General features: G+C 61.4%; 26 protein-coding genes. 18 read left to right on the top strand and 8 right to left on the bottom strand.

Going from position 1 to position 22,153, the window contains the following annotated elements; genetic code table 11:
* Positions 1-52 precede the first annotated feature (52 nt).
* From flgB to AC1RTP_RS05625, 13 genes are all read left to right on the top strand, one after another.
* Entirely contained in the window at positions 53-415 is a 363-nt protein-coding gene (gene flgB, locus AC1RTP_RS05685; RefSeq protein WP_498605516.1) for a flagellar basal body rod protein FlgB, read from the top strand.
* An 18-nt stretch (positions 416-433) separates the two neighbouring features.
* A complete protein-coding gene (flgC, locus tag AC1RTP_RS05680) occupies positions 434-847 on the top strand; it encodes a flagellar basal body rod protein FlgC (RefSeq protein ID WP_498605514.1) in 414 nt (137 codons plus the stop codon).
* Complete coding sequence (locus AC1RTP_RS05675) at positions 847-1,515, top strand: flagellar hook assembly protein FlgD (protein ID WP_498605512.1); 669 nt, start codon at positions 847-849, stop codon at positions 1,513-1,515. The genes flgC and AC1RTP_RS05675 overlap by 1 nt, the downstream gene beginning before the upstream one ends.
* Before the next feature lie 15 nt (positions 1,516-1,530).
* On the top strand, positions 1,531-2,775 hold the full coding sequence (locus AC1RTP_RS05670; RefSeq protein ID WP_498605510.1) for a flagellar hook protein FlgE: 1,245 nt from the start codon (positions 1,531-1,533) through the stop codon (positions 2,773-2,775).
* 13 nt (positions 2,776-2,788) lie between these two features.
* On the top strand, positions 2,789-3,517 hold the full coding sequence (gene flgF / locus AC1RTP_RS05665; RefSeq protein ID WP_498605509.1) for a flagellar basal-body rod protein FlgF: 729 nt from the start codon (positions 2,789-2,791) through the stop codon (positions 3,515-3,517).
* A 12-nt stretch (positions 3,518-3,529) separates the two neighbouring features.
* A complete protein-coding gene (gene flgG / locus AC1RTP_RS05660) occupies positions 3,530-4,321 on the top strand; it encodes a flagellar basal-body rod protein FlgG (RefSeq protein ID WP_498605507.1) in 792 nt (263 codons plus the stop codon).
* On the top strand, positions 4,321-4,980 hold the full coding sequence (flgH, locus tag AC1RTP_RS05655; RefSeq protein WP_498605505.1) for a flagellar basal body L-ring protein FlgH: 660 nt from the start codon (positions 4,321-4,323) through the stop codon (positions 4,978-4,980). The genes flgG and flgH overlap by 1 nt, the downstream gene beginning before the upstream one ends.
* Before the next feature lie 134 nt (positions 4,981-5,114).
* Positions 5,115-6,185, top strand: coding sequence for a flagellar basal body P-ring protein FlgI (locus AC1RTP_RS05650; RefSeq protein ID WP_498605836.1), 1,071 nt, complete (start codon positions 5,115-5,117; stop codon positions 6,183-6,185).
* A complete protein-coding gene (locus AC1RTP_RS05645; RefSeq protein WP_498605503.1) occupies positions 6,185-6,586 on the top strand; it encodes a rod-binding protein in 402 nt (133 codons plus the stop codon). The genes AC1RTP_RS05650 and AC1RTP_RS05645 overlap by 1 nt, the downstream gene beginning before the upstream one ends.
* Before the next feature lie 51 nt (positions 6,587-6,637).
* Positions 6,638-8,002 carry a flagellar hook-associated protein FlgK gene (gene flgK / locus AC1RTP_RS05640; RefSeq protein WP_498605501.1) on the top strand — a complete coding sequence of 455 codons (1,365 nt, stop codon included), beginning with the start codon at positions 6,638-6,640 and terminating at the stop codon, positions 8,000-8,002.
* 11 nt (positions 8,003-8,013) lie between these two features.
* Positions 8,014-8,928 (top strand): flagellar hook-associated protein FlgL, encoded by a 915-nt coding sequence (flgL, locus tag AC1RTP_RS05635; protein WP_498605499.1) that lies wholly within the window; start codon positions 8,014-8,016, stop codon positions 8,926-8,928.
* A gap of 2 nt (positions 8,929-8,930) precedes the next feature.
* Positions 8,931-9,965 carry a hypothetical protein gene (locus tag AC1RTP_RS05630; protein ID WP_498605497.1) on the top strand — a complete coding sequence of 345 codons (1,035 nt, stop codon included), beginning with the start codon at positions 8,931-8,933 and terminating at the stop codon, positions 9,963-9,965.
* A gap of 88 nt (positions 9,966-10,053) precedes the next feature.
* Positions 10,054-10,908, top strand: a complete 855-nt coding sequence (locus AC1RTP_RS05625) for a transposase (protein WP_498605495.1) — start codon at positions 10,054-10,056, stop codon at positions 10,906-10,908.
* Between the two features lie 21 nt (positions 10,909-10,929).
* On the opposite strand, the gene AC1RTP_RS05620 is transcribed toward AC1RTP_RS05625, so the two are convergent.
* Genes AC1RTP_RS05620 through AC1RTP_RS05605 form a run of 4 tightly spaced genes read right to left on the bottom strand, consistent with a single transcriptional unit; the run spans position 10,930 to position 15,042 of the window.
* On the bottom strand, positions 10,930-13,149 hold the full coding sequence (locus AC1RTP_RS05620; RefSeq protein WP_498605493.1) for a putative bifunctional diguanylate cyclase/phosphodiesterase: 2,220 nt from the start codon (positions 13,147-13,149) through the stop codon (positions 10,930-10,932).
* 42 nt (positions 13,150-13,191) lie between these two features.
* On the bottom strand, positions 13,192-13,854 hold the full coding sequence (locus AC1RTP_RS05615) for an amino acid ABC transporter permease (protein ID WP_498605491.1): 663 nt from the start codon (positions 13,852-13,854) through the stop codon (positions 13,192-13,194).
* 2 nt (positions 13,855-13,856) lie between these two features.
* The gene (locus AC1RTP_RS05610; RefSeq protein WP_498605489.1) at positions 13,857-14,627 is read right to left on the bottom strand and encodes a transporter substrate-binding domain-containing protein; all 771 of its coding nucleotides are present in this window, start codon (positions 14,625-14,627) and stop codon (positions 13,857-13,859) included.
* 10 nt (positions 14,628-14,637) lie between these two features.
* Positions 14,638-15,042 carry a hypothetical protein gene (locus tag AC1RTP_RS05605; protein ID WP_498605487.1) on the bottom strand — a complete coding sequence of 135 codons (405 nt, stop codon included), beginning with the start codon at positions 15,040-15,042 and terminating at the stop codon, positions 14,638-14,640.
* Between the two features lie 35 nt (positions 15,043-15,077).
* On the opposite strand from AC1RTP_RS05605, the gene AC1RTP_RS05600 reads away from it, so the two are divergent.
* Entirely contained in the window at positions 15,078-15,263 is a 186-nt protein-coding gene (locus AC1RTP_RS05600) for a DUF3460 family protein (protein ID WP_498605485.1), read from the top strand.
* Between the two features lie 60 nt (positions 15,264-15,323).
* On the opposite strand, the gene AC1RTP_RS05595 is transcribed toward AC1RTP_RS05600, so the two are convergent.
* The 3 genes from AC1RTP_RS05595 to AC1RTP_RS05585 all read right to left on the bottom strand — a co-directional run bounded on the left by AC1RTP_RS05595 (position 15,324) and on the right by AC1RTP_RS05585 (position 16,658).
* Positions 15,324-15,908 carry a YcbK family protein gene (locus AC1RTP_RS05595; protein WP_498605835.1) on the bottom strand — a complete coding sequence of 195 codons (585 nt, stop codon included), beginning with the start codon at positions 15,906-15,908 and terminating at the stop codon, positions 15,324-15,326.
* 116 nt (positions 15,909-16,024) lie between these two features.
* On the bottom strand, positions 16,025-16,348 hold the full coding sequence (locus tag AC1RTP_RS05590) for a TM2 domain-containing protein (RefSeq protein WP_498605484.1): 324 nt from the start codon (positions 16,346-16,348) through the stop codon (positions 16,025-16,027).
* Positions 16,349-16,385: 37 nt separating this feature from the next.
* Positions 16,386-16,658, bottom strand: a complete 273-nt coding sequence (locus AC1RTP_RS05585) for a 2Fe-2S iron-sulfur cluster-binding protein (protein ID WP_498605483.1) — start codon at positions 16,656-16,658, stop codon at positions 16,386-16,388.
* 1 nt (position 16,659) lies between these two features.
* Here AC1RTP_RS05585 and AC1RTP_RS05580 point away from each other — a divergent pair, with 1 nt between their 5' ends.
* Both AC1RTP_RS05580 and AC1RTP_RS05575 read left to right on the top strand, forming a co-directional pair.
* Positions 16,660-17,175, top strand: a complete 516-nt coding sequence (locus AC1RTP_RS05580; RefSeq protein WP_498605481.1) for a DUF1697 domain-containing protein — start codon at positions 16,660-16,662, stop codon at positions 17,173-17,175.
* Between the two features lie 105 nt (positions 17,176-17,280).
* Positions 17,281-19,509, top strand: coding sequence for an NADP-dependent isocitrate dehydrogenase (locus AC1RTP_RS05575; RefSeq protein ID WP_498605479.1), 2,229 nt, complete (start codon positions 17,281-17,283; stop codon positions 19,507-19,509).
* Between the two features lie 111 nt (positions 19,510-19,620).
* Here AC1RTP_RS05575 and AC1RTP_RS05570 read toward each other — a convergent pair whose 3' ends face one another.
* Positions 19,621-20,481 (bottom strand): LysR family transcriptional regulator, encoded by an 861-nt coding sequence (locus AC1RTP_RS05570; RefSeq protein WP_498605478.1) that lies wholly within the window; start codon positions 20,479-20,481, stop codon positions 19,621-19,623.
* Positions 20,482-20,578: 97 nt separating this feature from the next.
* Here AC1RTP_RS05570 and AC1RTP_RS05565 point away from each other — a divergent pair, with 97 nt between their 5' ends.
* Positions 20,579-21,943: an MFS transporter gene (locus AC1RTP_RS05565; RefSeq protein ID WP_498605476.1), complete on the top strand. Its 1,365-nt coding sequence runs from the start codon at positions 20,579-20,581 to the stop codon at positions 21,941-21,943.
* Positions 21,931-22,152 carry a 2-hydroxymuconate tautomerase family protein gene (locus AC1RTP_RS05560; RefSeq protein ID WP_498605474.1) on the top strand — a complete coding sequence of 74 codons (222 nt, stop codon included), beginning with the start codon at positions 21,931-21,933 and terminating at the stop codon, positions 22,150-22,152. Before AC1RTP_RS05565 ends, AC1RTP_RS05560 begins: the two co-directional genes overlap by 13 nt.
* Position 22,153 lies beyond the last annotated feature (1 nt).

Genomic DNA, 22,153 nt, shown 5'->3' with positions numbered 1-22,153 from the left:
CAATACCTTTAGACTGTAAATTCGCTGGGACATTACCAGAGGAGAGTATCAAATGGCCATTAATTTTAAAGACGCAGTAGGCCTTCACGCCGATGCACTGCAGTTGCGTGCACAGCGTACTCGCATCCTCGCATCGAATATCGCCAACGAGAACACGCCGGGTTTCTCCGCCCAGGATATCGACTTCAAAGAGTCGCTGGCGCGCGTGGAAGCCGAAACGGCGGGCGAACCTGTCTTTGAAGGCGACGGAGAAACCAAATTCCGTGTGCCCTACCACCCAACCGGCGACGGCAACACCGTTGAAATCGGCGTCGAACAAGCTGCTTTTTCCCAGAACGCGACTGACTTCGCGACCAGCCTGACCTTCATTAACATGAAGTTGCGCGGCCTTGCCAAGGCCATTAACGGCCAGTAACCAAAAAAGGGGAAACCCATGAGCTTTAAAGATATTGCGCAAATCGCCGGTTCGGCGATGGCGGCGCAGACGGTTCGCCTGAACACCGTCGCATCCAACCTGGCCAACGCCGATTCCGTGGCCGGCAGCGAGGCGGAAACCTACCGCGCCCGCAAGCCCGTGTTCGCCGCCATGATGGATGAAGGCAGCGATGCCGCCAGCGGCCGCGTGCAGGTGCTGGACGTGGTCCAGTCGGCCGAACCGCTGCGCAAGGTCTACGAGCCGGGCAACCCGCTGGCCAATGCCGACGGCATGGTGTTCTACCCCAACGTCAACCAGGTGGCCGAGATGACCGACATGATGTCGGCCTCGCGCGCTTTTGAAACCAATGTGGAAGTGCTGGGCCGCATTCGCGGCATGCAGGCCTCCCTGCTGAAACTGGGCGAATCCTGATGGAAACCAACCTGTTCACCAACGCGGCCGCGCCAGCGTCCAACCCGACCGGCGTGGCGCTGAACGGCGCTTCCAACGAAGGCCGCGACATGTTCACCAAGCTGCTGGTGGCCCAGATCCAGAACCAGGACCCGCTGTCGCCGCAAGACCCGTCGCAGTTCGTCCAGCAGCTGACCCAGCTGTCGCAAACCGAAGCGCTGCAGAACCTGGCCAGCCTGACCTCGGCCAACGCTTCAGTGCTGCAGTCGATGCAGGTGCTGGCGATGGGCGCCCAGGTAGGCTCCGACGTACTGGTGCAATCGAACCAGGTCACGCTCGACGGCCAGAAAGTCACTGGCGAAGCAACCCTGGGCAGCAGCTCGGCAAAAACCACCCTGGTGCTCACCTCGGGCAATGGCCAGCAGTTCGAAATCACCATGGGCACCCTGCCCGCCGGCACCCACCAGTTCACCATCGATCCGGTGGCGCTGGGCCTGCCTGCCGGCACTTACTCGATGCGCGTCGCCAGCGAAAGCAACGCCGTGGTGCCGCTGGCCGTGCAAGGCCGCCTGGACAGCGTGCAGGTCGGCAGCGGAGGCAACGTCACCGTCAAGATTGATTCCGTGGGCGAAGTGCCGCCTTCGGCCATTTCCGCATTCCGGGGCAAAACCCCGACTACAGCAATTTAACGAAAGGTCCTCGCCATGAGTTTCGATATCGCTTTGTCCGGCATCCAGGCCATCAACGAGCAACTGGGCACGATTTCCAACAATATCGCCAACGCCGGGACCTTTGGTTTCAAGTCCAGCCGCGCCAATTTCGCGTCATTGCACGCGGGCGCGCAACCGACCGGCGTGCACGTGGAATCGACCACCCAGTCGATCGGCCTGAACGGCGGCATCCAGGCCACCAACCGCAGCCTGGACGCCCTGATCAATGGGCGCGGCTTCTTCGTCGCCAAGGATTCCACCGGCCAGACCAACTACACCCGCGTTGGCATCTTCAACAAGGACGCCACCGATTACCTGGTCAACACCAGCGGTGCGCGCGTGCAGGGTTTCCAGCTGACCCCGCCAAGCATGGTGGCCGGTCCGATGGGCGACATCAAGGTACCGACCAACCTGCTGGCAGCCAAGCAGACCACCAACCTCGACTTCGTGGCCAACCTGTCGGCGGACTGGACTGTCCCTACCGGCAATATCACCACCAAGCTGCCGAACGCGACCGTCACTCCGGCCGTGGTACCGGACGCCAATATGTACAATATGTCCAAGGTCACCGTGGTGCATGACTCGCTGGGCGTTGAGCACACCGTGACCCAGTACTTCGTGAAAGACCCGACCGCGCTGACCGTCAAAGTCTATGCGGCGGTCGACGGCACCGACCTGGGCGCAGCCGGCGGCTCGCCATACACCCTGACCTTCGACGCCAACGGCCAGCTCGACACGGCAGCCAACGGCGGCAACTTCGTCCACAACCTGACCTTCGCTCCGGCCCCGGCCGCCGCCATGTCGGTCGAACTGGACTACACCGGCACCACCTTCCAGAAGGGCGAATCGACCACCTCCACCAACGCCGCCGACGGCTATGCCTCCGGCAGCTATGTGGGCGTGGACCTGGACCAGCAAGGCAATGTGGTGGCCAAGTATTCCAACGGCGAGAAGCAAGCCGTCGGCCGCCTGGCCATCGCCACCTTCCCTGATGAAGATGCGCTGACACCTGTGAACGAAACCTCCTGGACCGCCAACGTCCAGTCCGGCAACGCCAACCTGTCCGAAGCCGGCCAGGGCGTAGCAGGCTCGCTGACCGTGGCTTCGCTGGAAACCTCGAACGTCGACATCACCGCCGAACTCGTGAGCCTGATGACGTCGCAGCGCAACTACCAGGCCAACTCCAAGGTCATCACCGCGGAGAACCAGATGCTGCAGTCCCTGATGCAGGCCCTGTAAAAAGGAATACTGAATGGACGCGCTGATCTACACCGCGATGAGCGGCGCCGAGCGGGCCATGCGTGGCCAGCAGGTGCATGCCAACAACCTCGCCAACCTCGACACCAACGGCTTCCGCGCCAACCTCGAATTGGCGCAGGCCGCCAACCTGCCCGGCTATGGCTACGACGACCGCCATATGTCGCAGCTGAAATCGAACGCCGTGACCGACCGCCAGGGCGCGCTGCGGCAGACCGGCCGCGATCTGGACGTCGCCATTTCCGGCAACGGCTACTTCGCCGTGCAGGGTCCAACCGGTGAAGGCTATACCCGCGCCGGCGCCATCACGCTGGATGCGGACGGCACCATGACCGTCAACGGCATGCAGCTGCTGGGCGAAGGCGGCCCGATCACCCTGCCGCCGTACCGCAAGATCGAAATCGGCCAGGACGGCACCGTGTCCGTGCTGGGCGCCGGCGCCGATACGCAGATGCAGGTGATCGACAAGCTCAAGGTGGTGCGCGCCGAAGCGTCCGAGCTGACCAAGAATGAAGCGGGCCTGCTGGTGGCGCGCGACGGCCAGCCGCTGAACACCGACCCGACGGTGCAAGTCAAGGCGGGCCACCTGGAAGGCTCCAACGTATCGGCCGTCGAAGAGATGGTCGCCACCATGAGCCTGAACCGCACCTTCGAAATCCAGATGAAATTGTTCAAGGTAGCCGACGACATGACTTCGACCGGCAACAAACTGATTACCGGCTAACAGGAGAAGACGATGAATCCAGCAATGTGGATCAGCAAGACCGGCGTGCAGGCGCAAGATTCGAAACTGCAGGCGATTGCCAACAACCTGGCCAACGCCAACACCGTCGGCTACAAGCGCGACCGCGTGGTGTTCGAAGACCTGTTCTACTCGATCGACCAGCAGCCGGGCGCCCAGCGCGCCGACAACAACACGCTGAATCCTTCCGGCGTGCAGATGGGTAACGGCACCCACCTGGTGGGCACCCAGAAGATTTTCACCAACGGCAACCTGCAAACCACCAATAACGCCCTCGACCTGGCCGTAATGGGCAATGGATTCCTGCAAGTGCGCCGCCCGAACGGCGAACCGGCCTACACCCGCGCCGGCCAACTGCAAGTGGACAAGGACGGCGTGCTGGTGAATGCTTCCGGTCTGCCGCTGGTGCCGCAGATTACCGTGCCCGCAAACGCGACCGCCATCACCATTGGCGAGAACGGCACGGTGTCGGCCACCATTCCGGGCAATACCCAGCCGACCGAATTGGGCCAACTGACCCTGACCTCTTTCATCAACCCGACCGGCCTGCAAGCGCTGGGCGAAAACCTGTTCGCCGAAACGCCAGCCTCCGGCGCCCCGACCGAAGGCCGTCCCGGCGACGCCCAGTTCGGCAAGTTGAAACAAGGCGCGCTGGAAGGCTCCAACGTGCAGGTGGTCGAAGAGATGGTGGACATGATCGCTGCCCAGCGTACCTACGAAATGAACACCAAAGTACTGACCGCGGCCGACAATATGCTGCAATACCTGGCACAGGCTGCACGCTGATGAAAACCGCCCTGCCCGCGCTGGCACTTCTGCTCCTGGCTGGATGCAACAGCCTGCAGCCGACCGTGCGTCCGGCGCCATTCGAAGAAGCCCCAACCGTGACCCGCAGCGCGCCACCGCGCGGCAGTTCCGGCGGCGTCTTTACTCCGGACAGCAATATGTCGCTGGTCTCGGACAGCCGCGCCTTCCGCGTCGGCGATGTGGTGACTGTGATTTTGCAGGAAACCACTCAGGCATCGAAAAGTGCCGGTACCAGCCTGGGCAAGGATTCCAGCGTAGGCATCGCCTCGCCGGGCCTATTCGGCAAGACCTTCCCGAAAGCCGGCGTCGATATTTCCGCGCAGCGCGGATTCAAGGGCGATGCATCGAGCACGCAGCAGAATGCATTGACCGGCGCGATCACCGTGATCGTGCAGGAAGTCATGCCGAACGGCTTGCTGAAAGTCGCCGGCGAAAAAGTGCTGACCCTGAACCAGGGTGAAGAATTTGTGCGCCTGCGCGGCTACCTGCGCGCGGCGGATATTGATGCGAATAACCAGGTATCGTCGCAGCGCATTGCCAATGCGCGCATTGCCTACGGCGCGCAGGGGTCGCTCGCCGAGACCAACCAGCCAGGCTGGTTGACCAGGTTCTTCCTTGGCCCCTTGATGCCATTTTGAGGTGAGTCATGATGTTCCGCATTAGAACCGGTAGCTCAGTGTCAGACCCGCAGGGTCAGACACTGGCACGCGGCCGCCGCTGGCTGGTGTCTGACCCTGCGGGTCTGACACCGGTTTACCGGTTTGTTGCAGCGCTGTTGTTGGCCATAGCAATCCCCGCCTCAGCCGCACCACAGCTCCGCAACCTCGTCGCCATCGAAGGCGTCCGCGACAACCCCCTGGTCGGCTACGGCCTGGTCGTCGGCCTGAACGGCTCCGGCGACTCCACCCAGGTAAAGTTCGCCAGCCAATCGGTCGTGAACATGCTCAAGCAATTCGGCGTCAAAATGCCCGACGGCGCCGACGCCAAGAGCAAGAACGTCGCCGCAGTCATGGTCTCGGCAGTCTTCCCACCCGGCTACCGCCGCGGCCAGCCAATCGACGTCACCGTCTCCTCGCTGGGCGACGCGAAAAGCCTGCGCGGCGGCTCCCTGCTGTTGACGCCCCTGAAAGCCGCCGACAACGAAGTCTACGCACTCGCCCAAGGCAATGTGGTGGTAGGCGGGCTGGCAGCCAGCGGCAAGAGCGGCTCCTCGGTCACGGTCAACACCCCGACCGCCGGCCGCATCCCGAACGGCGCCGTCATCGAACGTGAAATCGCCACCGACTTCGCCACCAAGCCAACGGTGCACCTGTCGCTGCGCCAGCCGAACTTCGAGACCGCCACCAACATCGTGGAAGCGATCAACCGCAAGTTCGGCGAGGTCGCCACCACCGCCGACGGCACCGGCATCGACGTCGTCGCGCCGCAGAACCCAACCCAGCGCGTCGCCTTCATGGCCAGGCTGGAAGCGCTGCCGATCGAAGTCGGCGCCGAGACCCCGAAAGTCGTCTTCAATTCGCGCACCGGCACCGTGGTGATCGCGGACGGCCTGCGCGTGAAAGCCGCCGCTGTCACCCACGGCTCGCTCAAAGTAGTGATTTCGGAAAGCTCGAAAGTCAGCCAGCCAGCGCCATTCAGCCAGGGCCAAACCACCGTCACCCCGCAATCGAATGTGGCCGTGGACGAATCCCGTCCGCACACCTTCAAATGGCCGGCCGGCGCAAAGCTGCAAACGATCATCGACACGGTCAACAGCCTGGGCGCGACGCCCGACGACATCATGGCCATCCTGCAAGCACTCGACCAGGCAGGCGCCATCGAAGGCGAACTGGTGGTGATCTGATGGACAGCCGCTTCCTCCCCATGCCCGTGCGCCAGCTGGATATCGGCAAGTCCGCCGAACCAGCGATCGGCCAGGCCGCCCCCCTTGCGCAGACCGACGAGTCGCGCTACCAGGCCAAGGCCGCGGAAGCGGCCGTCAAGTTCGAGAGCTTCTTCATCGCCCAGACCCTGCACAAGATGCGCGACGCCACCAAAGCCATGGCCGACGACGACAGCATCTACAAGGACTCGATCAACAGCGACATGCTCGACATGGCCGACAATATGGTCGCCGACCAACTGGCTGGCCGCCGCGCCTTCGGCATCGCCGACGCTATCCTGCGCCAGCTGACGCCGCCGCCATCGCCGGCAGCCTTGCCGGAAAATCACGTATTACCAAAGAAAAATCCGGCTGACGCTTAATCCTCGCCCGGGGGCGGTCGCCTTTACACCTTAACAAAGGAAGAACGCACCATGTCGATTATCAACAATGCACTGTCCGGATCGTTGGCGGCCCAAACCGCCATCAACACCACGAGCCAGAACATTGCAAACTTGCAAACGAAGGGCTACACCCGCCAGGGCGTAGTCCTGTCGGCCGTTGCGCCTGCCAGCGGCACGAAAGGCGCCGGCTTCGGCGTCGAAGTCAGCCAACTGATCCGCTTCTCCGATTCGTACAAGAGCCAGCAACTGTGGCGCGCCAATTCCGAGCTCGGTTCGCGCACCCAGTCCCAGCCCTACTTCACGCAGCTCGAGCGCGTCATGGGCGATGAAAAGACCAGCCTGTCCAATGGCGTCGACCAATTCTTCCGCGCCCTGAATGCAGCCGGCGTCGACCCGGTATCGAGCCCACTGCGCCAGCAGGTACTGACCGCCGCCAACGCCATGGCGCAATCGTTCAACAGCATCTACAACGTCACCCGCCAGCAGCAAGTTTCCGTCTCGCAGCAGCGCGACGCGATGCTGCCGCAGCTGAATACCCTGACCGCCAATATCGCCAGCCTGAACCAGCGCATCACCAGCGCCGGCTCGTTGGGCACCAATGTCTCCGCCCTGATCGACGAGCGCGACCGCAATATCGACTCGCTCGCGAATCTCGTATCGGTGGAAGTGCTGGAACAGCCAGACGGCACCCGCAGCGTATCCCTGCGCAGCGGCCAGCCGTTGGTAGCCGGCAACCTTGCCGGCACCCTCTCCATGACCTCCGCAGCACCCGCCCAGCTCGAGCTGAAGTTTGCCGGCACCACCTTTGGCCTCGACGACACCAAGGTCGGCGGCCAGTTGGGCGGCCTCGCCGACTTCGAAAAGAACACCCTGGCCCCGCTGCAAAAGTCGCTGACCGATATGGCCGACCAGATGGCGCAGATGGTCAACACCCAGCTGCAAGCCGGCTTCAAGCCCGACGGTACCGCCGGTGTCGACTTGTTCTCGTTCAACCCGACTGGCGCCGGCGGTATCCTGAACCTGGCACCAGGCATCCAGGCCTCCGACCTCGCGTTTTCGTCGGACGGCCAACCGGGCGACAGCGGCAACCTGCAAAAACTGATCGCCATCAAAGGCAAGCCGGTAACCCTGACCTCGGTCGGCACCGTGCTGCTCGGCGACGCCGATACCCAGCTGGTAGGCAAGCTCGGCATCGACAGCGGCCAGAACCAGGCGCTGCTCGACACCGCCACCACCATCCGCCAACAATCGGAAGACGACTGGGCCGCGACCAGCTCCGTCAACAAAGACGAAGAAGCGATCAACCTGGTCGAATTCCAGAATATGTACCAGGCGAACATGAAGGTGATCGCCGTCGCCAACACCCTGTTTGACGCCACGTTGGCGCTGTTCTAAGGAAAAGCAAGATGCGCATCGCCTCCAGCCAGTTCCAGGCCTCCATGAACCGCTCGCTGCAGATCAACCAAGGTGTGATCTCCAAGCTGACCGAGCAAATGGCAACCGGCAACAAGATCCAGGTACCGTCCGACGAACCGATCGCCAATGTACGCCTGTCGCGCCTGCGCCGCGAAGAAAACATCGTCGGCCAATACATTGAAAATATCGACGCGGTAAAGATCCGCCTGTCCAAAAACGAAACCTACCTGACCTCGATGGTGAACGATATGGGCGCCGCGCGCGACCTGTTCGTCTGGGCCTCCGACGGCTCCAACACCACCGCCGACCTGAACTCGATGGTCAACAGCTTGACCTCGCTGCGCGACTCGCTCTTCTTCAACGGCAACACGCTCGACCAGGAAGGCAAGTACATCTTCTCCGGCACCGCCACCGGCACCCCGGCCCTCGCCATGAACGCCGCCGCCGCACCCGGCTCGCGCTACAGCTTCACCGGCAACAACAACACGCAGGAAGTAGTGGTCGGCAACGGCATCACCCAGCCGGCCAATGTCACCGTGGATGGCATGGACGTCTACCTGAACCAGCTGGACACCGCAATCGACCTGCTCAGCCAGCCGACGGCCAGCGCCAGCAATCCAGTCCTGCAAGCCGCGCTGAAAGCTGCCCTGGACGGCACCGACACAGCGGTCAACCTGGTCTCCGGCAAGATCGCCCAGTTCGGCGGTGCGCAGAACGTGATGGAAACGCTGGCCAACAACCACGGCAACGTCAGCCTGTCGAACAAGATCGCCATTACCGATATCGCACAACTGGATTACGGCCTCGCAGCCACCCAGCTCTCTGGCTACAATAGCGCATTACAAGCAACGTACCAGGCATACGCCAAGGTCAGCAACCTGTCGCTGTTCAACGTCATCTCATAAATATGGAAATCGCCCAGCGCCCCAGCACACCAGGACTCAGCTCGCGCGCCACCGCCAATCCGGCGGCGAGCCAGGCCGAGTCCACGCTGGCGGATGCGGGAACAGCCGTTGAACAAGGAGCCGCCCACAGCGTCCCTGCCCCCTTGCGGCGCGGCCTCAGCAACGCAAACGCCCCGCTGCAAAGCGACGTCTCCGGCGCCCAGCAAGCGATCGACTTCCTCGAACAAAGCGCCGCCCAGCTACGCGCGCTGAAGACCGACATTGCCGCCAAGCTCGCCACGCGCCAGATACGCGACGGCCAAGTGGAACAGCGCGTCCGCCAATTCACCGACACCTGGCGCAACCGCAGCCAGGCCTCCGGCGGCACGCTCGACGCGCAACTGAACTTCTCCAACGACCCCGCCACCCAACGCTTCACCGTGCGCGGCATGACGCTCGCCAACCTACGCAACGGCACCCGCGAAACGCTCGCCATTTCGGTCGGCGGCGGCACGGCCGGATTGCGTTCGGTGCACCTCGCACCCGGCCTGTCTGACGGCGAAATCATCGCCCGCTTCGACCAGGCCATGGCCCCGACTGGCGTACGCGTCACCATCAACAAAGACGGCGAACTCGTCTTCAGCGCTCCCGAAAACGCCTGGCCAGGCGTACGCGACTCGCTGGCCGTGCAAGGTTCCGGCATCCGCTTCCCCGCAGGCCAGCTGAACCGCGTCAAAGCTGATCCCGAAGCACCAGCGCTGGTGCCGGAAAACTGGGGCACCAGCGACATCGACTCGATGCGCGCCACGCTGCAGCAAGTCACGCAAGCGCTCTCGCAAGTTGAAGCCGCACTCGCCAAAGTAAGGCAAGAATTCACCGCAACGACCCAGCGCATGCACATGGAGTTGCCCGAGATAGAAGTCGCCGGCATGGGGCAGATGGCCGACGTCTTCCGCAACATCGCCAACGAGCCAGGCTACGCCGCCCTGGTCTCCCTCACCTCCGCCCTGGTCGGCATCAACCGCGACCGCGTCGTCTCCCTCCTCCGTCTAAGTTAGAAAACGAAAGTCGGGGTCAGGTCGAGCAAATGGACATTTGCTTGCGCCGGCGCAAAGTTCTCTTTTTCACTGGGACTAAACTGGCCTCATGAGCCGGCCATTACGCATTGAATACGACGACGCTTACTACCACGTCATCGCACGCGGCGATCGGCGCTGCGCCATTTTCCGCACTGATAGCGATCGCCTGACTTGGCTAACCATTCTCGCGGAAACTTGCGAGCGCTTTGACTTTGTCGTGCATGCTTACTGCCAGATGGGAAATCACTACCATCTGATACTGCAGACCCGTCGGGGCCAGCTCGCGCGCGGCATGCGCTACTTCAACAGCAATTATTCCCAATACTTCAATCGGCAACATGGGCTCGTTGGACACGTATTCCAGGGCCGATATACGGCGATTCTTTGTCAGGCCGACTTGTACTTGAAGGAGCTTGTGCGCTATACCGTGCTGAACCCAGTGCGAGCTAAACTGGTGGTACACCCCAGCCATTGGAGGTGGAGCAGCTACGAAATCCTGATTGGCAGCGTTGATGCGCCCGCATGGCATGAACGAGATATCGTGCTTGCTCAATTTGGAAACCATCGTGAGAATGCGATCCGCGAATTTGAGATCTTTGTGCTTGCCGGCGTTGGCTTAGACAGTCCATTCCGCACCGTACGCAACCAACTACTCTTGGGCGACGATGCATTCTGCGAGCGAGCTGCCAAGGGAGAATTCCGCGGAGATTTATTGCAAGTCAAACGGACACACAGGCGCGCGATCGCTTGGCCTCTCGCCGAATATTTTGCGTTTTACCCAAATGAACATGAAGCAATGGCCCGAGCCTATTTGTCGCATGCCTACACCATGCTGGAAATCGCAGAATACTGCCGAGTATCGGTACGTACCGTTAGCCGCGCCGTGAAAGCCCACCTTAAAATGTCCATTTGCTCGACCTGACCCCGACTTTAATCATCGCAGTCAGTCAGCAAGACGGGCTGGGCCGCGGGCCAGGGCGGTCATCTGGGCGGGTGGCATGGGGTGGGCGTAGACGTAGCCTTGGGCGTAGTCGCAGCCGGCGGCTTTCAGCAAGTTGAGCTGCAGTTCGGTCTCGACGCCTTCGGCCACGACTTTCAAGCCGAGCTTGTGGGCCATGACGATGATGCCTTCGCACAGTGCGAGGTCGCCGGAATCGCCGGCCAGGTCCATCACGAAGCTGCGGTCGATCTTCAGGTAGTCAATATCGAACTTTTTGAGATGGCCGAGCACGGAATGGCCGGTGCCGAAATCGTCCAGCGCAACTTGCAGGCCCATCGATTTGAACTGCCGCAAGCGGTCGACCACGGGGCCGTCCTGGTCGATCAGCAGGCGTTCTGTGATTTCCATCACGATGCTGCGCGGCGCCAGGTCGAGTTTTTCGACGTAGTGCATCCATTCTTCGAACATTTCGGGGCCGGTGCGGAATTGAACGGGCGATTGGTTGATGCTGATCTGGAATGGCCTGCCGAGCTCTTGCTGCCAACGTTTGGCCTGGTCGGCGGCATTGCGGAAGACCCAGTCGCCAATTTCGAGAATGATGCCGCTGGCCTCTGCACTGCCGATGAAGTCCACCGGGTTCAGCAAGCCGCGTTCCGGGTGGCGCCAGCGCAGCAGCGCTTCGGCGCGTTCGATGGCGCCGGTGTGCAGGTTGACAATCGGTTGGTAGTAAAGCTCGAACTGCTGGTTGGTCACCGCCATCTGCAAATCGCGGGTGATTCGTAGCCGCAGTTGGGCGGCGGCTTGCATGTCCTGCGTGAAGTAGCTGTAGCGGTTACGGCCGGCATTCTTGGCGGCGTACATGGCCTGGTCGGCATTGCGCAGCAATTGCTCGGGGTCGTTGGCGTCCGAGGGATGCAGGGCGATGCCGATGCTGGCTGAAACCGAGCCTGTCGCTTCGCCCAGCATGAAGGGCCGGTTCAGGCTGGCGATGATCTGCTGGGCGACACGCTCGGCGCTGGTGATATGGTCCAGGCCGGGCAGGATCACCACGAATTCGTCGCCTCCCAGCCGGGCCAGCGTATCCGATGCGCGTACGCAGGCGGCGATGCGGGAAGCGGCTTCCACCAGCAGCGCGTCGCCCATCTCGTGGCCGAGGCGGTCGTTGATTTCCTTAAACTGGTCGAGGTCGATAAACAGCAGCGCGAGGAAGAGCCCGTCGCGCCGGGCTTTCTTCATTTCCTGCGACAGGCGGTCCTGGAACATATTACGGTTCGGCAGGGCCGTGAGTGAGTCGTAATTGGCCTGGTGCCAGATCAGTTCGGTCGATAGCTTGCGTTCGGTGATATCGCTGACCAGCGCCAGCGCGCCGAGATAGCTGCCGTCGGAATCGAAGATGGGATTGGTGGCCAGCGTGGCCCACATCTCACTGCCATCCTTGCGCAGAAACTTGAACTCGTGGCGTTCGGCAATGCCTTGCTGCCGGCGCGCGATATTGCGTTCGAGCAGTGAGCGGCCTTCGTCGTCCATGAAGTGCACCAGCGGCTGCTCCAGCATTTCTTCAATCGTATAGCCGAGCATGGCCGCCATCTTGGGATTGACGAAGCTGGTGCGGGCGGCGGCATCGATTTCCCAGATGCCCTCTTCCGCGCTGTGCACAATGCGGCGGAAACGCTCTTCGCTCTTTTCCAGCGCCGCCAGCTTGCCTTCGGCCATTTCCAATACCAACCGCAGCTGTGCGGCGCCGGGTGTGCCGCTGCCGAGCAGCGTGACGGCAAAGCCGCGGTCGCCGCGCCCGCGCGTCATTTGCAGTGACAGGCGCTGCGGCTCTTCCGTCACAAGACTATTGCTGACGAAGGCGTCGAAATCGGCGATAAAGCGTTGCGAGATGAACTGGCGGAAGGTGACCCCTTCCGGATTATGGCGTGGCAGTCCCAGCAGGTCGGCGCCAACCAGGTTCATTTGCTGGATTTTGGTATCGCTGGAAAGTACGAAATAGCCGACAGGCGCCAGCAGGTAGAGGTCGTTGAAATATTCCTGGTCGGTGGACAGCTGCAGGTCGCCGTTGGCGCGCTGCAGGCCGTTGTAGACCGCAGGCGGCGTGCCGCCCATGGCTGCCAGCACGGCTTCGCCGGGCAAGAGTGAGTCAAGCCCAGCCAGTCCAGGGACGGCGGGCCGGATAGCGGTCGCCTGCTCCGCCTGCCTGGCATGCTGGTCTTTGTCCATATGGGTTCCAGCCTAGCATGCCCTTGTGACAATGTCGAGCAGCTAACTTTGTCGATGCGCGCGGTTCAGGCGTTGCTCGGCAAAGCGTTGTAATTGCTCGAATGCCAGGCTGAGAATCCAGTAAATTGCTGCTGCCGCGAGATACAACGGCAAGGGGCGGAAGGTGGTGGCAATCACCTCCTTGGTCGATAGCATCAGCTCAGTCATGGTGATGACGGAGACCAGGGAGGTATCCTTGATCAGGCTGATCAGGGTGTTGCTCATCGATGGCACGGCGATACGCAGCGCTTGCGGAAGGATGACGTAGCGCAGCGTCTGCGCGTAGCCCATGCCCAGGCTGTAGCTGGCTGACCATTGGCCCTTATGGATCGAGAGGATAGCGCCCCGCAGGCTTTCCGACAGATAGGCGCCGGCGTTCAGGCTCAACGCAAGAATGCCTGCGGTGACCGGCGTGAATTCGATGCCGACCGATGGCAGGCCGTAATAAATTACGAACATCTGCACCAGCAGCGGCGTGCCGCGCATCAGGCTGACATAGACATTGGCCGGCCAGCGCAGCCATTTCCACGGCAGGATGCGCATGACGGCCGTGGGGAAGCCCAGCACCAGGCCGCCCACCATCGATGCCACAGCAAACGCCAGCGTGTAGCTGGCGCCCTTCAGCATGACGGGAGCCGCTTCGTGCAGCAGGTCCAGCCACTCCATGCTTACGGCGCCTTGCTCACGTCAACGCCGAACCATTTCATGGAAATGGCTTTCAGGCTGCCGTCGGCGGCGGCATCGGCCAGCGCCTTGTTGATGGCGGCCTTGAATTCCGGATTGCCCTTCTGGAAGGGAATGCCCATGCGTTCGATCGCACCGACGCGTGCGCCAGCCTTGATCGGCAGCTTGGTGGTCTTCAGCATATAGGCTGCGATAAGGCTGTCGTTCAGGGCGGCGTCGATGCGACCCACGGCCAGGTCTTGCATTTGCTCGGCCGAGGCAGGATAGCCTTTGACTTCAATACCCGGCACTGCTTTGGCCTGCATCTCGTACACGCTGCCCTGGCCGGCGCCGACGCGCTTGCCTTTCAGTTGGGCCAGCGCGGTCCAGTTGTTATTGTCATCCTTGCGCACGATCAGCATCGGCGAGGAGTAGATGTAGGGCGAGCTGAAGTCGAACACCTGTTCGCGCTTGGGATTGATGCCCACTTGCGAAATGATGACATCGTACTTATTGCTGGCCAGGCCGGCCAGGATCGAGGCCCATTCCGTTGTCACGAATTCCAGCTTTACGCCGAGCTTGCTTGCCACCAGGCGCGCCACGTCCACGTCGTAGCCGGCCAGCTCGCCATTCTTTTCCTTGAAGTTGAATGGCGGGTAGACGCCTTCCATCGCCACTTTCAGCGTGCCGCGCGCTTTCACGGTTTGCAGCAGGTCAGCGGCGTTGGCGTGCAGTGCGGCGGCGGCCAGCAGCAAGGCGATCAACGGTTTGCGCATCGGGAATCCTTTAGTAAGAACGGCTACGGCCGAATTTATGGCCGACGACGAGGGTGGTGCTGGCGACCAGCGTGGACAGGCCAAGGATGAGCTGGGTCAGCTTGTCTTCCGGCAGGGTCCACAGGCGGCCCTTCGGCGGCTCGGCGCTGGCGATGGCGCACAGCAATGGCTCCACCCAATCAGCTTCAGGAGTAACATCGAGGATAACGGCGCCTTCGGTGGTCTGCATATAGATATCGCCCCCTTCGGCCAGGCTGAAACACACGCCGTAGCCGGTTTCCTGCTTGCCGACGTGTTCTTTCAGCGCGAGGTCGTGCTCGGCGATCCAAAGCTCCACATCCTGGGGAGTTTCCAGTGCAGTCCAGGGCACCGGGCGAAAGCGCGGCTTGGCCGCTTCGTCGTCTTCATTAAACATGGGTCAGGAGTGTAACCGAATCAGTGGGAGGTCGTATGAAAGTAAACGCATATGTTTCTGAGTTTGATGCGTTCTTCGGGAAGCTATTGGATGAGCATCCGGAGATGGTGGAGGACCAGCGAGTTGGGTGGAATATCTGGTGGGATCATACGGTGGATCTGGAGGCGGAGCGGGTGGCCAGGACTGATGCGGTGCCGACACCGGCTTATTACTACCATTAAAAACCCGGCAAACCTGGGTCGGACCCAAGGGTCGGACCCCGGTGGTCCGGTTTTGATGGTTTAGCCCTTCCAGCTCCGCTGCAAGCCCGTATCCGCATGAATCCACCCTCCACGCGGCCCCTCGCGGTAATAGAACCCCACGCCACCTTGGCGGAAACTCTGCACCAGGCTCCCCAGCACCTCAGCATTCAAATTCGGAATCCGAATATCCGCCGCACGCCCGCTCATATGCAGCGACTGCCGCGCCGCCGGAATCCCCTGCTCGATCAGCCGCTTATTGGAAGCCGGCGTGCGATACCCCGACAAAATCTCCAGCGGGCTCTCAATGCCAAAGCGCTGCACAAAGGCCTGTGCGCCCCACAGCGTTTCGAACAGTTTGGGATCAATCGCCGCCGTCTCCTTGCCATTCACATCGCGCAGCAGATGGCACAACTCCTGGTAAGCGGAATCAATGATGTCGCCATCCTTCCAATACAGCAGGCGCGCTTTCTCACCGCTCTGTGGGCGGACAACAGTCAGTGTGCGCGGCTTGACCCAGAATTCCAGGTCGAGCATCTGCGCGTCGAAGATATCGGGAGGCGGCTCCGGCTCCTGGGCCGTGCGACCGATGAGCGGCAGGCCCGCCAGTGCGGTACCCGCCATCATGTGAAGGAAGTCTCTGCGTGTTGCCATGGAATTTACGACTATATGCAATAGGCTAACTATAGCAACAGCCCGGGGAATTAAGAAAGCCCTTTAACAAATTGTCGTAAGCTAGCCAATTACGTCCACTGGTCGATCTTGTTCCCGTCCGAGTCGCGGAAAGAGCCCACAACGATCATGATGAAGTCGATAAAGGCCCAGATACCGAAGCCGCCAAAGGTCAGCAGCTGAAGGATGCCGGTGCCGATTTTGCCGACATAGAAGCGGTGCACGCCGAGCCAACCCAGGAAGAAGCAAAGAATGGCCGCCGGCAAAATGCGCTTTTCCGTTGCCGACTGCGACTGGCTTGGCGCACCGCAGCTTGGGCAAGCGCGGGCGGTGATGTGCATTTTGCTGCCGCAGGCGCGGCAGAAGATCATTTGATTATCAATGGTGGTATTCATCCTGAGATACTATCATTTTGAAAACCATATAAATTCACTAATTGTCACCAGGCACTATCACCATGTCCGAGGTCGCGACCGCTACGCATGGCAGGATGTAACCTTCCAGCTTCTCTTCCACGCTCAAACCAGGCCAATCGACGATGTGGCGCGCCGTGCCGCTTTGCACCCGGCAGATGCAGGTGCGGCACGTCCCGTTGCGGCAGGAGCTGCGCAGCGCCACCCCGGCAACGATAGCCGACACCAGCAGGGTGGCCTCGCCATCCGTTTCGAACGATAATCCCTTCGGCTCAACTCTTATCTGAAACACAATGCCTCGCTATATTGCCCTGCTCCGCGGCGTCAGCCCGATGAACTGCAAGATGCCGGAACTCAAAGCCGCCTTCGAAAGTGCCGGATTCTCCAACGTCAAAACGCTTCTATCAAGTGGCAATGTAGCATTCGACGCCCGCTCCGCCAGCGATTCGGCCCTGGAACGCAAATGTGAAGCGGCCATGGAAAAGGCCCTGGGCCGCAGCTTCTATACCATCGTGCGCTCGCAGCAAGATCTCAAGGACCTGCTGGAGAATGACCCCTACCCCGGCCTCAAAGCCTCCGCCGACGCCAAGCGCGTGGTGAGCTTCCTGCGCGACGCCCCGCAAGCCAAAGCCGCGCTTCCGCTAGAGATGAGCGGCGCCAGCGTGCTGGGCGTACGCGGCCGCGACGTGTTTTCCTGCTACCTACCTAGCGCCGACGGCCCCGTCTTCATGCGCCTTATCGAAAAGACATTCGGCAAGGACATCACAACACGCACCTGGGATACGGTACGAAAGTGCGCTGCAGCATAACCCTACGGATTAGTACTGATTTTCTAAAATGGTCGAATAGCGCGTACAATATGCGCCTCAGCTTAGTCTTCTATAAGACTTCATCCGCGTTCGAGGGAATAAAACATGTCTCAAAATTCCAAAATTATCTACACTCTTACCGACGAAGCGCCACTGCTGGCGACTTATTCCCTGCTGCCGATCGTGCAGAAATTCGCAGCGCCGGCCGGCGTTGACGTCGTGACCAGCGATATTTCGGTCGCCGCCCGCGTACTCGCAGCTTTCCCGGAATGCCTGACCGACGCACAGAAAGTGCCGGACAACCTGGCTGAACTGGGCGCGCTGACCCAGGACGCAAGCACCAACATCATCAAACTGCCAAATATCTCGGCATCGGTTTCCCAGCTGATCGCCTGCGTGCGCGAACTGCAAGCGCGCGGCTACAAGCTGCCGGACTATCCGGAAGACGCGAAGACCGAAGAAGAAAAAGCACTGAAAGCTCGCTACGGCAAGTGCATCGGCTCCGCTGTGAACCCGGTCCTGCGCGAAGGTAACTCCGATCGCCGCGCACCTAAGGCCGTTAAAGAATTCGCACGCAAGAACCCGCACTCCATGGGCGAATGGAGCCAGGCATCGCGCACCCACGTGTCGCACATGCACCATGGCGACTTCTACCACGGCGAAAAGTCCATGACCCTGGACAAAGCGCGCGACGTGAAGATGGAACTGCTGACCGCATCGGGCAAGACCATCGTCCTGAAACCAAAAGTCTCCCTGCAAGCCGGCGAAATCATCGACTCCATGTTCATGTCGAAGAAAGCCCTGCTGGAGTTCTACGAAGCGCAGATCGACGACGCCTACAAAACCGGCGTCATGTTCTCGCTGCACGTTAAAGCCACCATGATGAAGGTGTCGCACCCGATCGTGTTCGGCCATTGCGTACGCATCTTCTACAAGGACGCGTTCACCAAGCACGCCAAACTGTTCGAAGAACTGGGCGTGAACGTGAACAACGGCATGTCCAACCTGTACGAGAAAATTGAAAAGCTGCCAGCGTCGCAGAAGGACGAGATCCTGAAAGACCTGCACGCTTGCCTGGAAAACCGTCCGAAACTGGCCATGGTCGATTCGGCCAAGGGCATTACCAACTTCCACTCCCCGAACGACGTGATCGTCGACGCGTCCATGCCTGCCATGATCCGTATCGGCGGCAAGATGTGGGGCGCCGATGGCCGCACCGCCGACGTCAAGGCAGTGATGCCTGAGTCGACCTTCGCCCGTATTTACCAGGAGATGATCAACTTCTGCAAATGGCATGGCAACTTCGATCCGAAGACCATGGGCACCGTGCCTAACGTGGGCCTGATGGCGCAGCAAGCCGAAGAATACGGTTCGCACGACAAGACCTTCGAAGTGTCGGAAGCCGGCGTGGCCAACATCACCGACCTGGCGACCGGCGAAGTGCTGCTGACCCAGAACGTGGAAGAAGGCGACATCTGGCGTATGTGCCAGGTGAAAGACGCTCCGATCCGTGACTGGGTCAAGCTGGCCGTCACCCGCGCCCGCAACTCCGGCATGCCTGCCGTGTTCTGGCTGGACACCTACCGTCCGCACGAAGCGGAAGTGATCAAGAAGGTAGAGACCTACCTGAAAGACCACGACACCACCGGCCTGGATATCCAGATCATGTCCCAGGTACGCGCCATGCGCTACACCCTGGAGCGCGTCTCGCGCGGCCAGGACACCATTTCGGTGACCGGCAACATCCTGCGCGACTACCTGACCGACCTGTTCCCGATCCTGGAACTGGGCACCTCGGCCAAGATGCTGTCCATCGTTCCGCTGATGGCTGGCGGCGGCATGTACGAAACCGGCGCCGGCGGCTCCGCTCCTAAGCACGTCAAGCAGCTGGTGGAAGAAAACCACCTGCGCTGGGATTCGCTGGGCGAGTTCCTGGCACTGGCCGTGTCGCTGGAAGAACTGGGCATCAAGACCGGCAACGCCAAAGCCAAGATCCTGGCCAAGACCCTGGACGAAGCGACCGGCAAACTGCTGGACAACAACAAGTCGCCATCGCCACGCACCGGTGAGCTGGACAACCGCGGCAGCCACTTCTACCTGTCGATGTACTGGGCACAAGCCCTGGCAGCGCAGAACGAAGACGCTGAGCTGAAGGCCAAGTTCTCGGGCCTCGCCAAGTCGCTGACCGACAACGAAGCCAAGATCGTGGCCGAGCTGAATGCCGTGCAAGGCAAAGCCACCGAAATCGGCGGCTACTACCTGCCGGACAGCGCCCAGACCTCCGCCGTGATGCGTCCAAGCGCAACCTTCAACGAAGCCCTGGCCGCCCTGTAAGCCTTTAAAGCACAGTCGCTCCGTCTATTAAAGTCGGGGTCAGGTCGAGCAAACGGACATTTCGCGCAGCGAAATGTCCGTTTGCTCGACCTGACCCCGACTTTTTTATTGCTACTTGCCGATGCTGGTGATGAAGGCGTCGCGGGAGGCGTGGTGGGGTATGTCGCGGCGCCAGACCATCATAGTTTCGACTTCGGCGACTTCGGGTGGCAGCGTGTGGCATTGGACGGTCTTGCTCAGTCCGCGCTGACGCAGCACTTCGCGCGGCATCATGGCCACGCCCATGCCGGCGGCCACGCAGCCGATGATGGCTTCGAAGGTGCCGAATTCGGCCACGCGCGCGTGCGCAACGCCGGCGTCGGCGAACCACCATTCCAGGCGGCGGCGGTAGGAGCAGCCGCTACGGAATCCCAGCAAGGTGCGCTGCGCCACGTCGGCCGGTCCTTCGACAGGGCCATGCAGCGCGTCGGTCAGCAGCACCAGTTCTTCAACGAAGACAGGCACCTGCTCCAGCTCCGGGCGTTCGATCGGGGCGGACACCAGCGCCAAGTCAACCTTGTGGTTCAGCACTTGCTGGATCAGGTAATCAGTGGGACCGGTATCGAGCAGCAGGTCTACTTGCGGGAATTTGCGGTGGAAGGCGCCCAGCACTTTCGGCAAGCGCGCGGCGGCCGTGGTTTCCATGGAGCCGATGCGTAACTGGCCTGAAGGCTCTTGCTCTCCGCGCACCGACATTTGCGCTTCGTCCGCCAGCCGCAGCAGGCGGTCGGCGTATTCCAGCAAGCGGCTGCCTTCGGCCGTAATCAGCATGCGCCGTCCCGAGCGGTTGAATAGCGTTACTCCCAGCGATTCTTCCAGCTGGTTCAGGCGGGCCGATACATTCGATTGCACGCGGTTCAGGCGCGCGGCGGCCTGGGTCACGCTGCCCTCTTCGGCAACGGTCTTGAAAATGCGCAGGGAGGAGAGTTCCATTTCCGTTCTCATTTTGAGATAGCTCGATTCATTATTATTCATTTTCATTGATACAGGAAGGGATTTATAGTTCAAGCTAAGAAACGGGAGCTTCACTATGAACAAGCCTTCACCTGCAATACTGCTGGCCGCCAGCTTCGCCTTCATCATCGTCCAGCTGGACGTGACCATCGTCAACGTCGCCCTGCCGGAGATCGGCCGCGAACTCGGCGCCAGCGTGAGCGCCCTGCAGTGGGTGGTCGATGCCTATACCCTTGGCTTTGCAGTCTTCTTGTTGTCGGCGGGCGTGCTGGGCGATCGCTTCGGCGCACGCCGCGTGTTCCTGTCGGGCTTCGCGCTGTTCACGCTGGCCTCCCTGGCTTGTGCGATAGCGCCGGGGGCCCTGGCCCTCAACCTGGCGCGCGCCGTGCAGGGCGTGGGCGCGGCGCTGCTGGTTCCCAGTTCGCTCGCCATCCTGAACGCCACCTATGCCCACGACAGAGCGCAGCTGGCCAAGGCCATCGCCTGGTGGACAGCGGCGGGCGGCGTGTCAATTGCTGCCGGCCCCGTCCTGGGCGGCTTGCTGATGAGTATTGCCGGCTGGCGCAGCATCTTCTGGGTCAATATCCCGATCTGCGTGCTGGGCTTCTGGCTCACGCTGCGCGTGGTCCCTGCCCTGCGCGGCAAGCATCCGGCACGCAGCTTCGACGTCGTTGGCCAGGTGCTCGCCATCTTCGCGCTGACCGCCTTCATCGGCGCCGTGATCGAAGTCAATGGGCTGGGCATCGGCAGCGCGCTGGTGCAAGGCGCCTTGCTGGTGGCGCTGGCTGCCGCCGTGCTGTTTGTGCGCAGCCAGCAACGCAGCGCTGCGCCGATGCTGCCGCTTGGCCTGTTCCGCGACATCGGCTTTTCCGGCGCGGTGGTGTTTGGCGTGCTGGTCAACTTTGCCTATTACGGCGTGATCTTCGTGCTCAGCTTCTACCTGCAGAAAGTGCGCGGCTTCTCGGTCATGCTTGCTGGGCTGGTGTTCCTGCCGCTGACCGGGACCTTCATTTTTTCCAATATCGCCAGTGGCCGCATGCAGGCGCGCCTGGGCTCTCGTTCGCCGATGGTTATCGGTGGACTGGTCGGAGCGGCGGGCTATGCGCTGCTGGGGATTTTCGGCGTGACGAACGACGCCACCTTCCTCGAGATGCTGCCGGGCCTGGCCCTGATCCCCGCCGGCATGGGCCTGGCCGTGCCGGCCATGACCACCTCGATTCTTTCCGCCGTCGACCGCAGCCAGGCTGGCACCGCGTCGGCAGTACTGAACACCGCGCGCCAGGTTGGCGGCGCGATGGGCGTGGCGATTTTCGGCGCCATGCACGACATTCGACTGGCGCTCGCCATTTCGACCATCTTGCTGTTGCTGGGCGCCGCCTTGGCCTGGCGCTGCATCAAACACCCACTTTCAACCAAAGGAGCATCACTATGCCGTACGTAAATTTCCGCGTCACCAAAGAAGGCGTCACCGCTGAACAGAAACTGGAATTGATCAAGGGCGCGACCGAGCTGCTGCAGCGGGTTTTGAACAAGAACCCGGCTACCACCTTCGTCATCATCGACGAAGTGGAGACCGACAACTGGGGGATCGGCTACGACAACGTCACAACCCTGCGCGCCAACGCTGCCGCCAAAGCCAAAGCCGGCTGAC

The organism is Pseudoduganella sp. GW821-FHT11H04, assembly GCF_058807935.1.
Note: the sequence above shows the minus strand (reverse complement) of the source record. Positions and strands in the feature narration are given on the sequence as shown.

Coding starts and splice junctions, on each gene's coding strand:
- flgB (WP_498605516.1), top strand. CDS start 53: ATGGCCATTAATTTTAAAGACGCAGTAGGCCTTCACGCCGATGCACTG.
- flgC (WP_498605514.1), top strand. CDS start 434: ATGAGCTTTAAAGATATTGCGCAAATCGCCGGTTCGGCGATGGCGGCG.
- AC1RTP_RS05675 (WP_498605512.1), top strand. CDS start 847: ATGGAAACCAACCTGTTCACCAACGCGGCCGCGCCAGCGTCCAACCCG.
- AC1RTP_RS05670 (WP_498605510.1), top strand. CDS start 1,531: ATGAGTTTCGATATCGCTTTGTCCGGCATCCAGGCCATCAACGAGCAA.
- flgF (WP_498605509.1), top strand. CDS start 2,789: ATGGACGCGCTGATCTACACCGCGATGAGCGGCGCCGAGCGGGCCATG.
- flgG (WP_498605507.1), top strand. CDS start 3,530: ATGAATCCAGCAATGTGGATCAGCAAGACCGGCGTGCAGGCGCAAGAT.
- flgH (WP_498605505.1), top strand. CDS start 4,321: ATGAAAACCGCCCTGCCCGCGCTGGCACTTCTGCTCCTGGCTGGATGC.
- AC1RTP_RS05645 (WP_498605503.1), top strand. CDS start 6,185: ATGGACAGCCGCTTCCTCCCCATGCCCGTGCGCCAGCTGGATATCGGC.
- flgK (WP_498605501.1), top strand. CDS start 6,638: ATGTCGATTATCAACAATGCACTGTCCGGATCGTTGGCGGCCCAAACC.
- flgL (WP_498605499.1), top strand. CDS start 8,014: ATGCGCATCGCCTCCAGCCAGTTCCAGGCCTCCATGAACCGCTCGCTG.
- AC1RTP_RS05630 (WP_498605497.1), top strand. CDS start 8,931: ATGGAAATCGCCCAGCGCCCCAGCACACCAGGACTCAGCTCGCGCGCC.
- AC1RTP_RS05625 (WP_498605495.1), top strand. CDS start 10,054: ATGAGCCGGCCATTACGCATTGAATACGACGACGCTTACTACCACGTC.
- AC1RTP_RS05620 (WP_498605493.1), bottom strand. CDS start 13,149: ATGGACAAAGACCAGCATGCCAGGCAGGCGGAGCAGGCGACCGCTATC.
- AC1RTP_RS05615 (WP_498605491.1), bottom strand. CDS start 13,854: ATGGAGTGGCTGGACCTGCTGCACGAAGCGGCTCCCGTCATGCTGAAG.
- AC1RTP_RS05610 (WP_498605489.1), bottom strand. CDS start 14,627: ATGCGCAAACCGTTGATCGCCTTGCTGCTGGCCGCCGCCGCACTGCAC.
- AC1RTP_RS05605 (WP_498605487.1), bottom strand. CDS start 15,042: ATGTTTAATGAAGACGACGAAGCGGCCAAGCCGCGCTTTCGCCCGGTG.
- AC1RTP_RS05600 (WP_498605485.1), top strand. CDS start 15,078: ATGAAAGTAAACGCATATGTTTCTGAGTTTGATGCGTTCTTCGGGAAG.
- AC1RTP_RS05595 (WP_498605835.1), bottom strand. CDS start 15,908: ATGATGGCGGGTACCGCACTGGCGGGCCTGCCGCTCATCGGTCGCACG.
- AC1RTP_RS05590 (WP_498605484.1), bottom strand. CDS start 16,348: ATGAATACCACCATTGATAATCAAATGATCTTCTGCCGCGCCTGCGGC.
- AC1RTP_RS05580 (WP_498605481.1), top strand. CDS start 16,660: ATGCCTCGCTATATTGCCCTGCTCCGCGGCGTCAGCCCGATGAACTGC.
- AC1RTP_RS05575 (WP_498605479.1), top strand. CDS start 17,281: ATGTCTCAAAATTCCAAAATTATCTACACTCTTACCGACGAAGCGCCA.
- AC1RTP_RS05570 (WP_498605478.1), bottom strand. CDS start 20,481: ATGGAACTCTCCTCCCTGCGCATTTTCAAGACCGTTGCCGAAGAGGGC.
- AC1RTP_RS05565 (WP_498605476.1), top strand. CDS start 20,579: ATGAACAAGCCTTCACCTGCAATACTGCTGGCCGCCAGCTTCGCCTTC.
- AC1RTP_RS05560 (WP_498605474.1), top strand. CDS start 21,931: ATGCCGTACGTAAATTTCCGCGTCACCAAAGAAGGCGTCACCGCTGAA.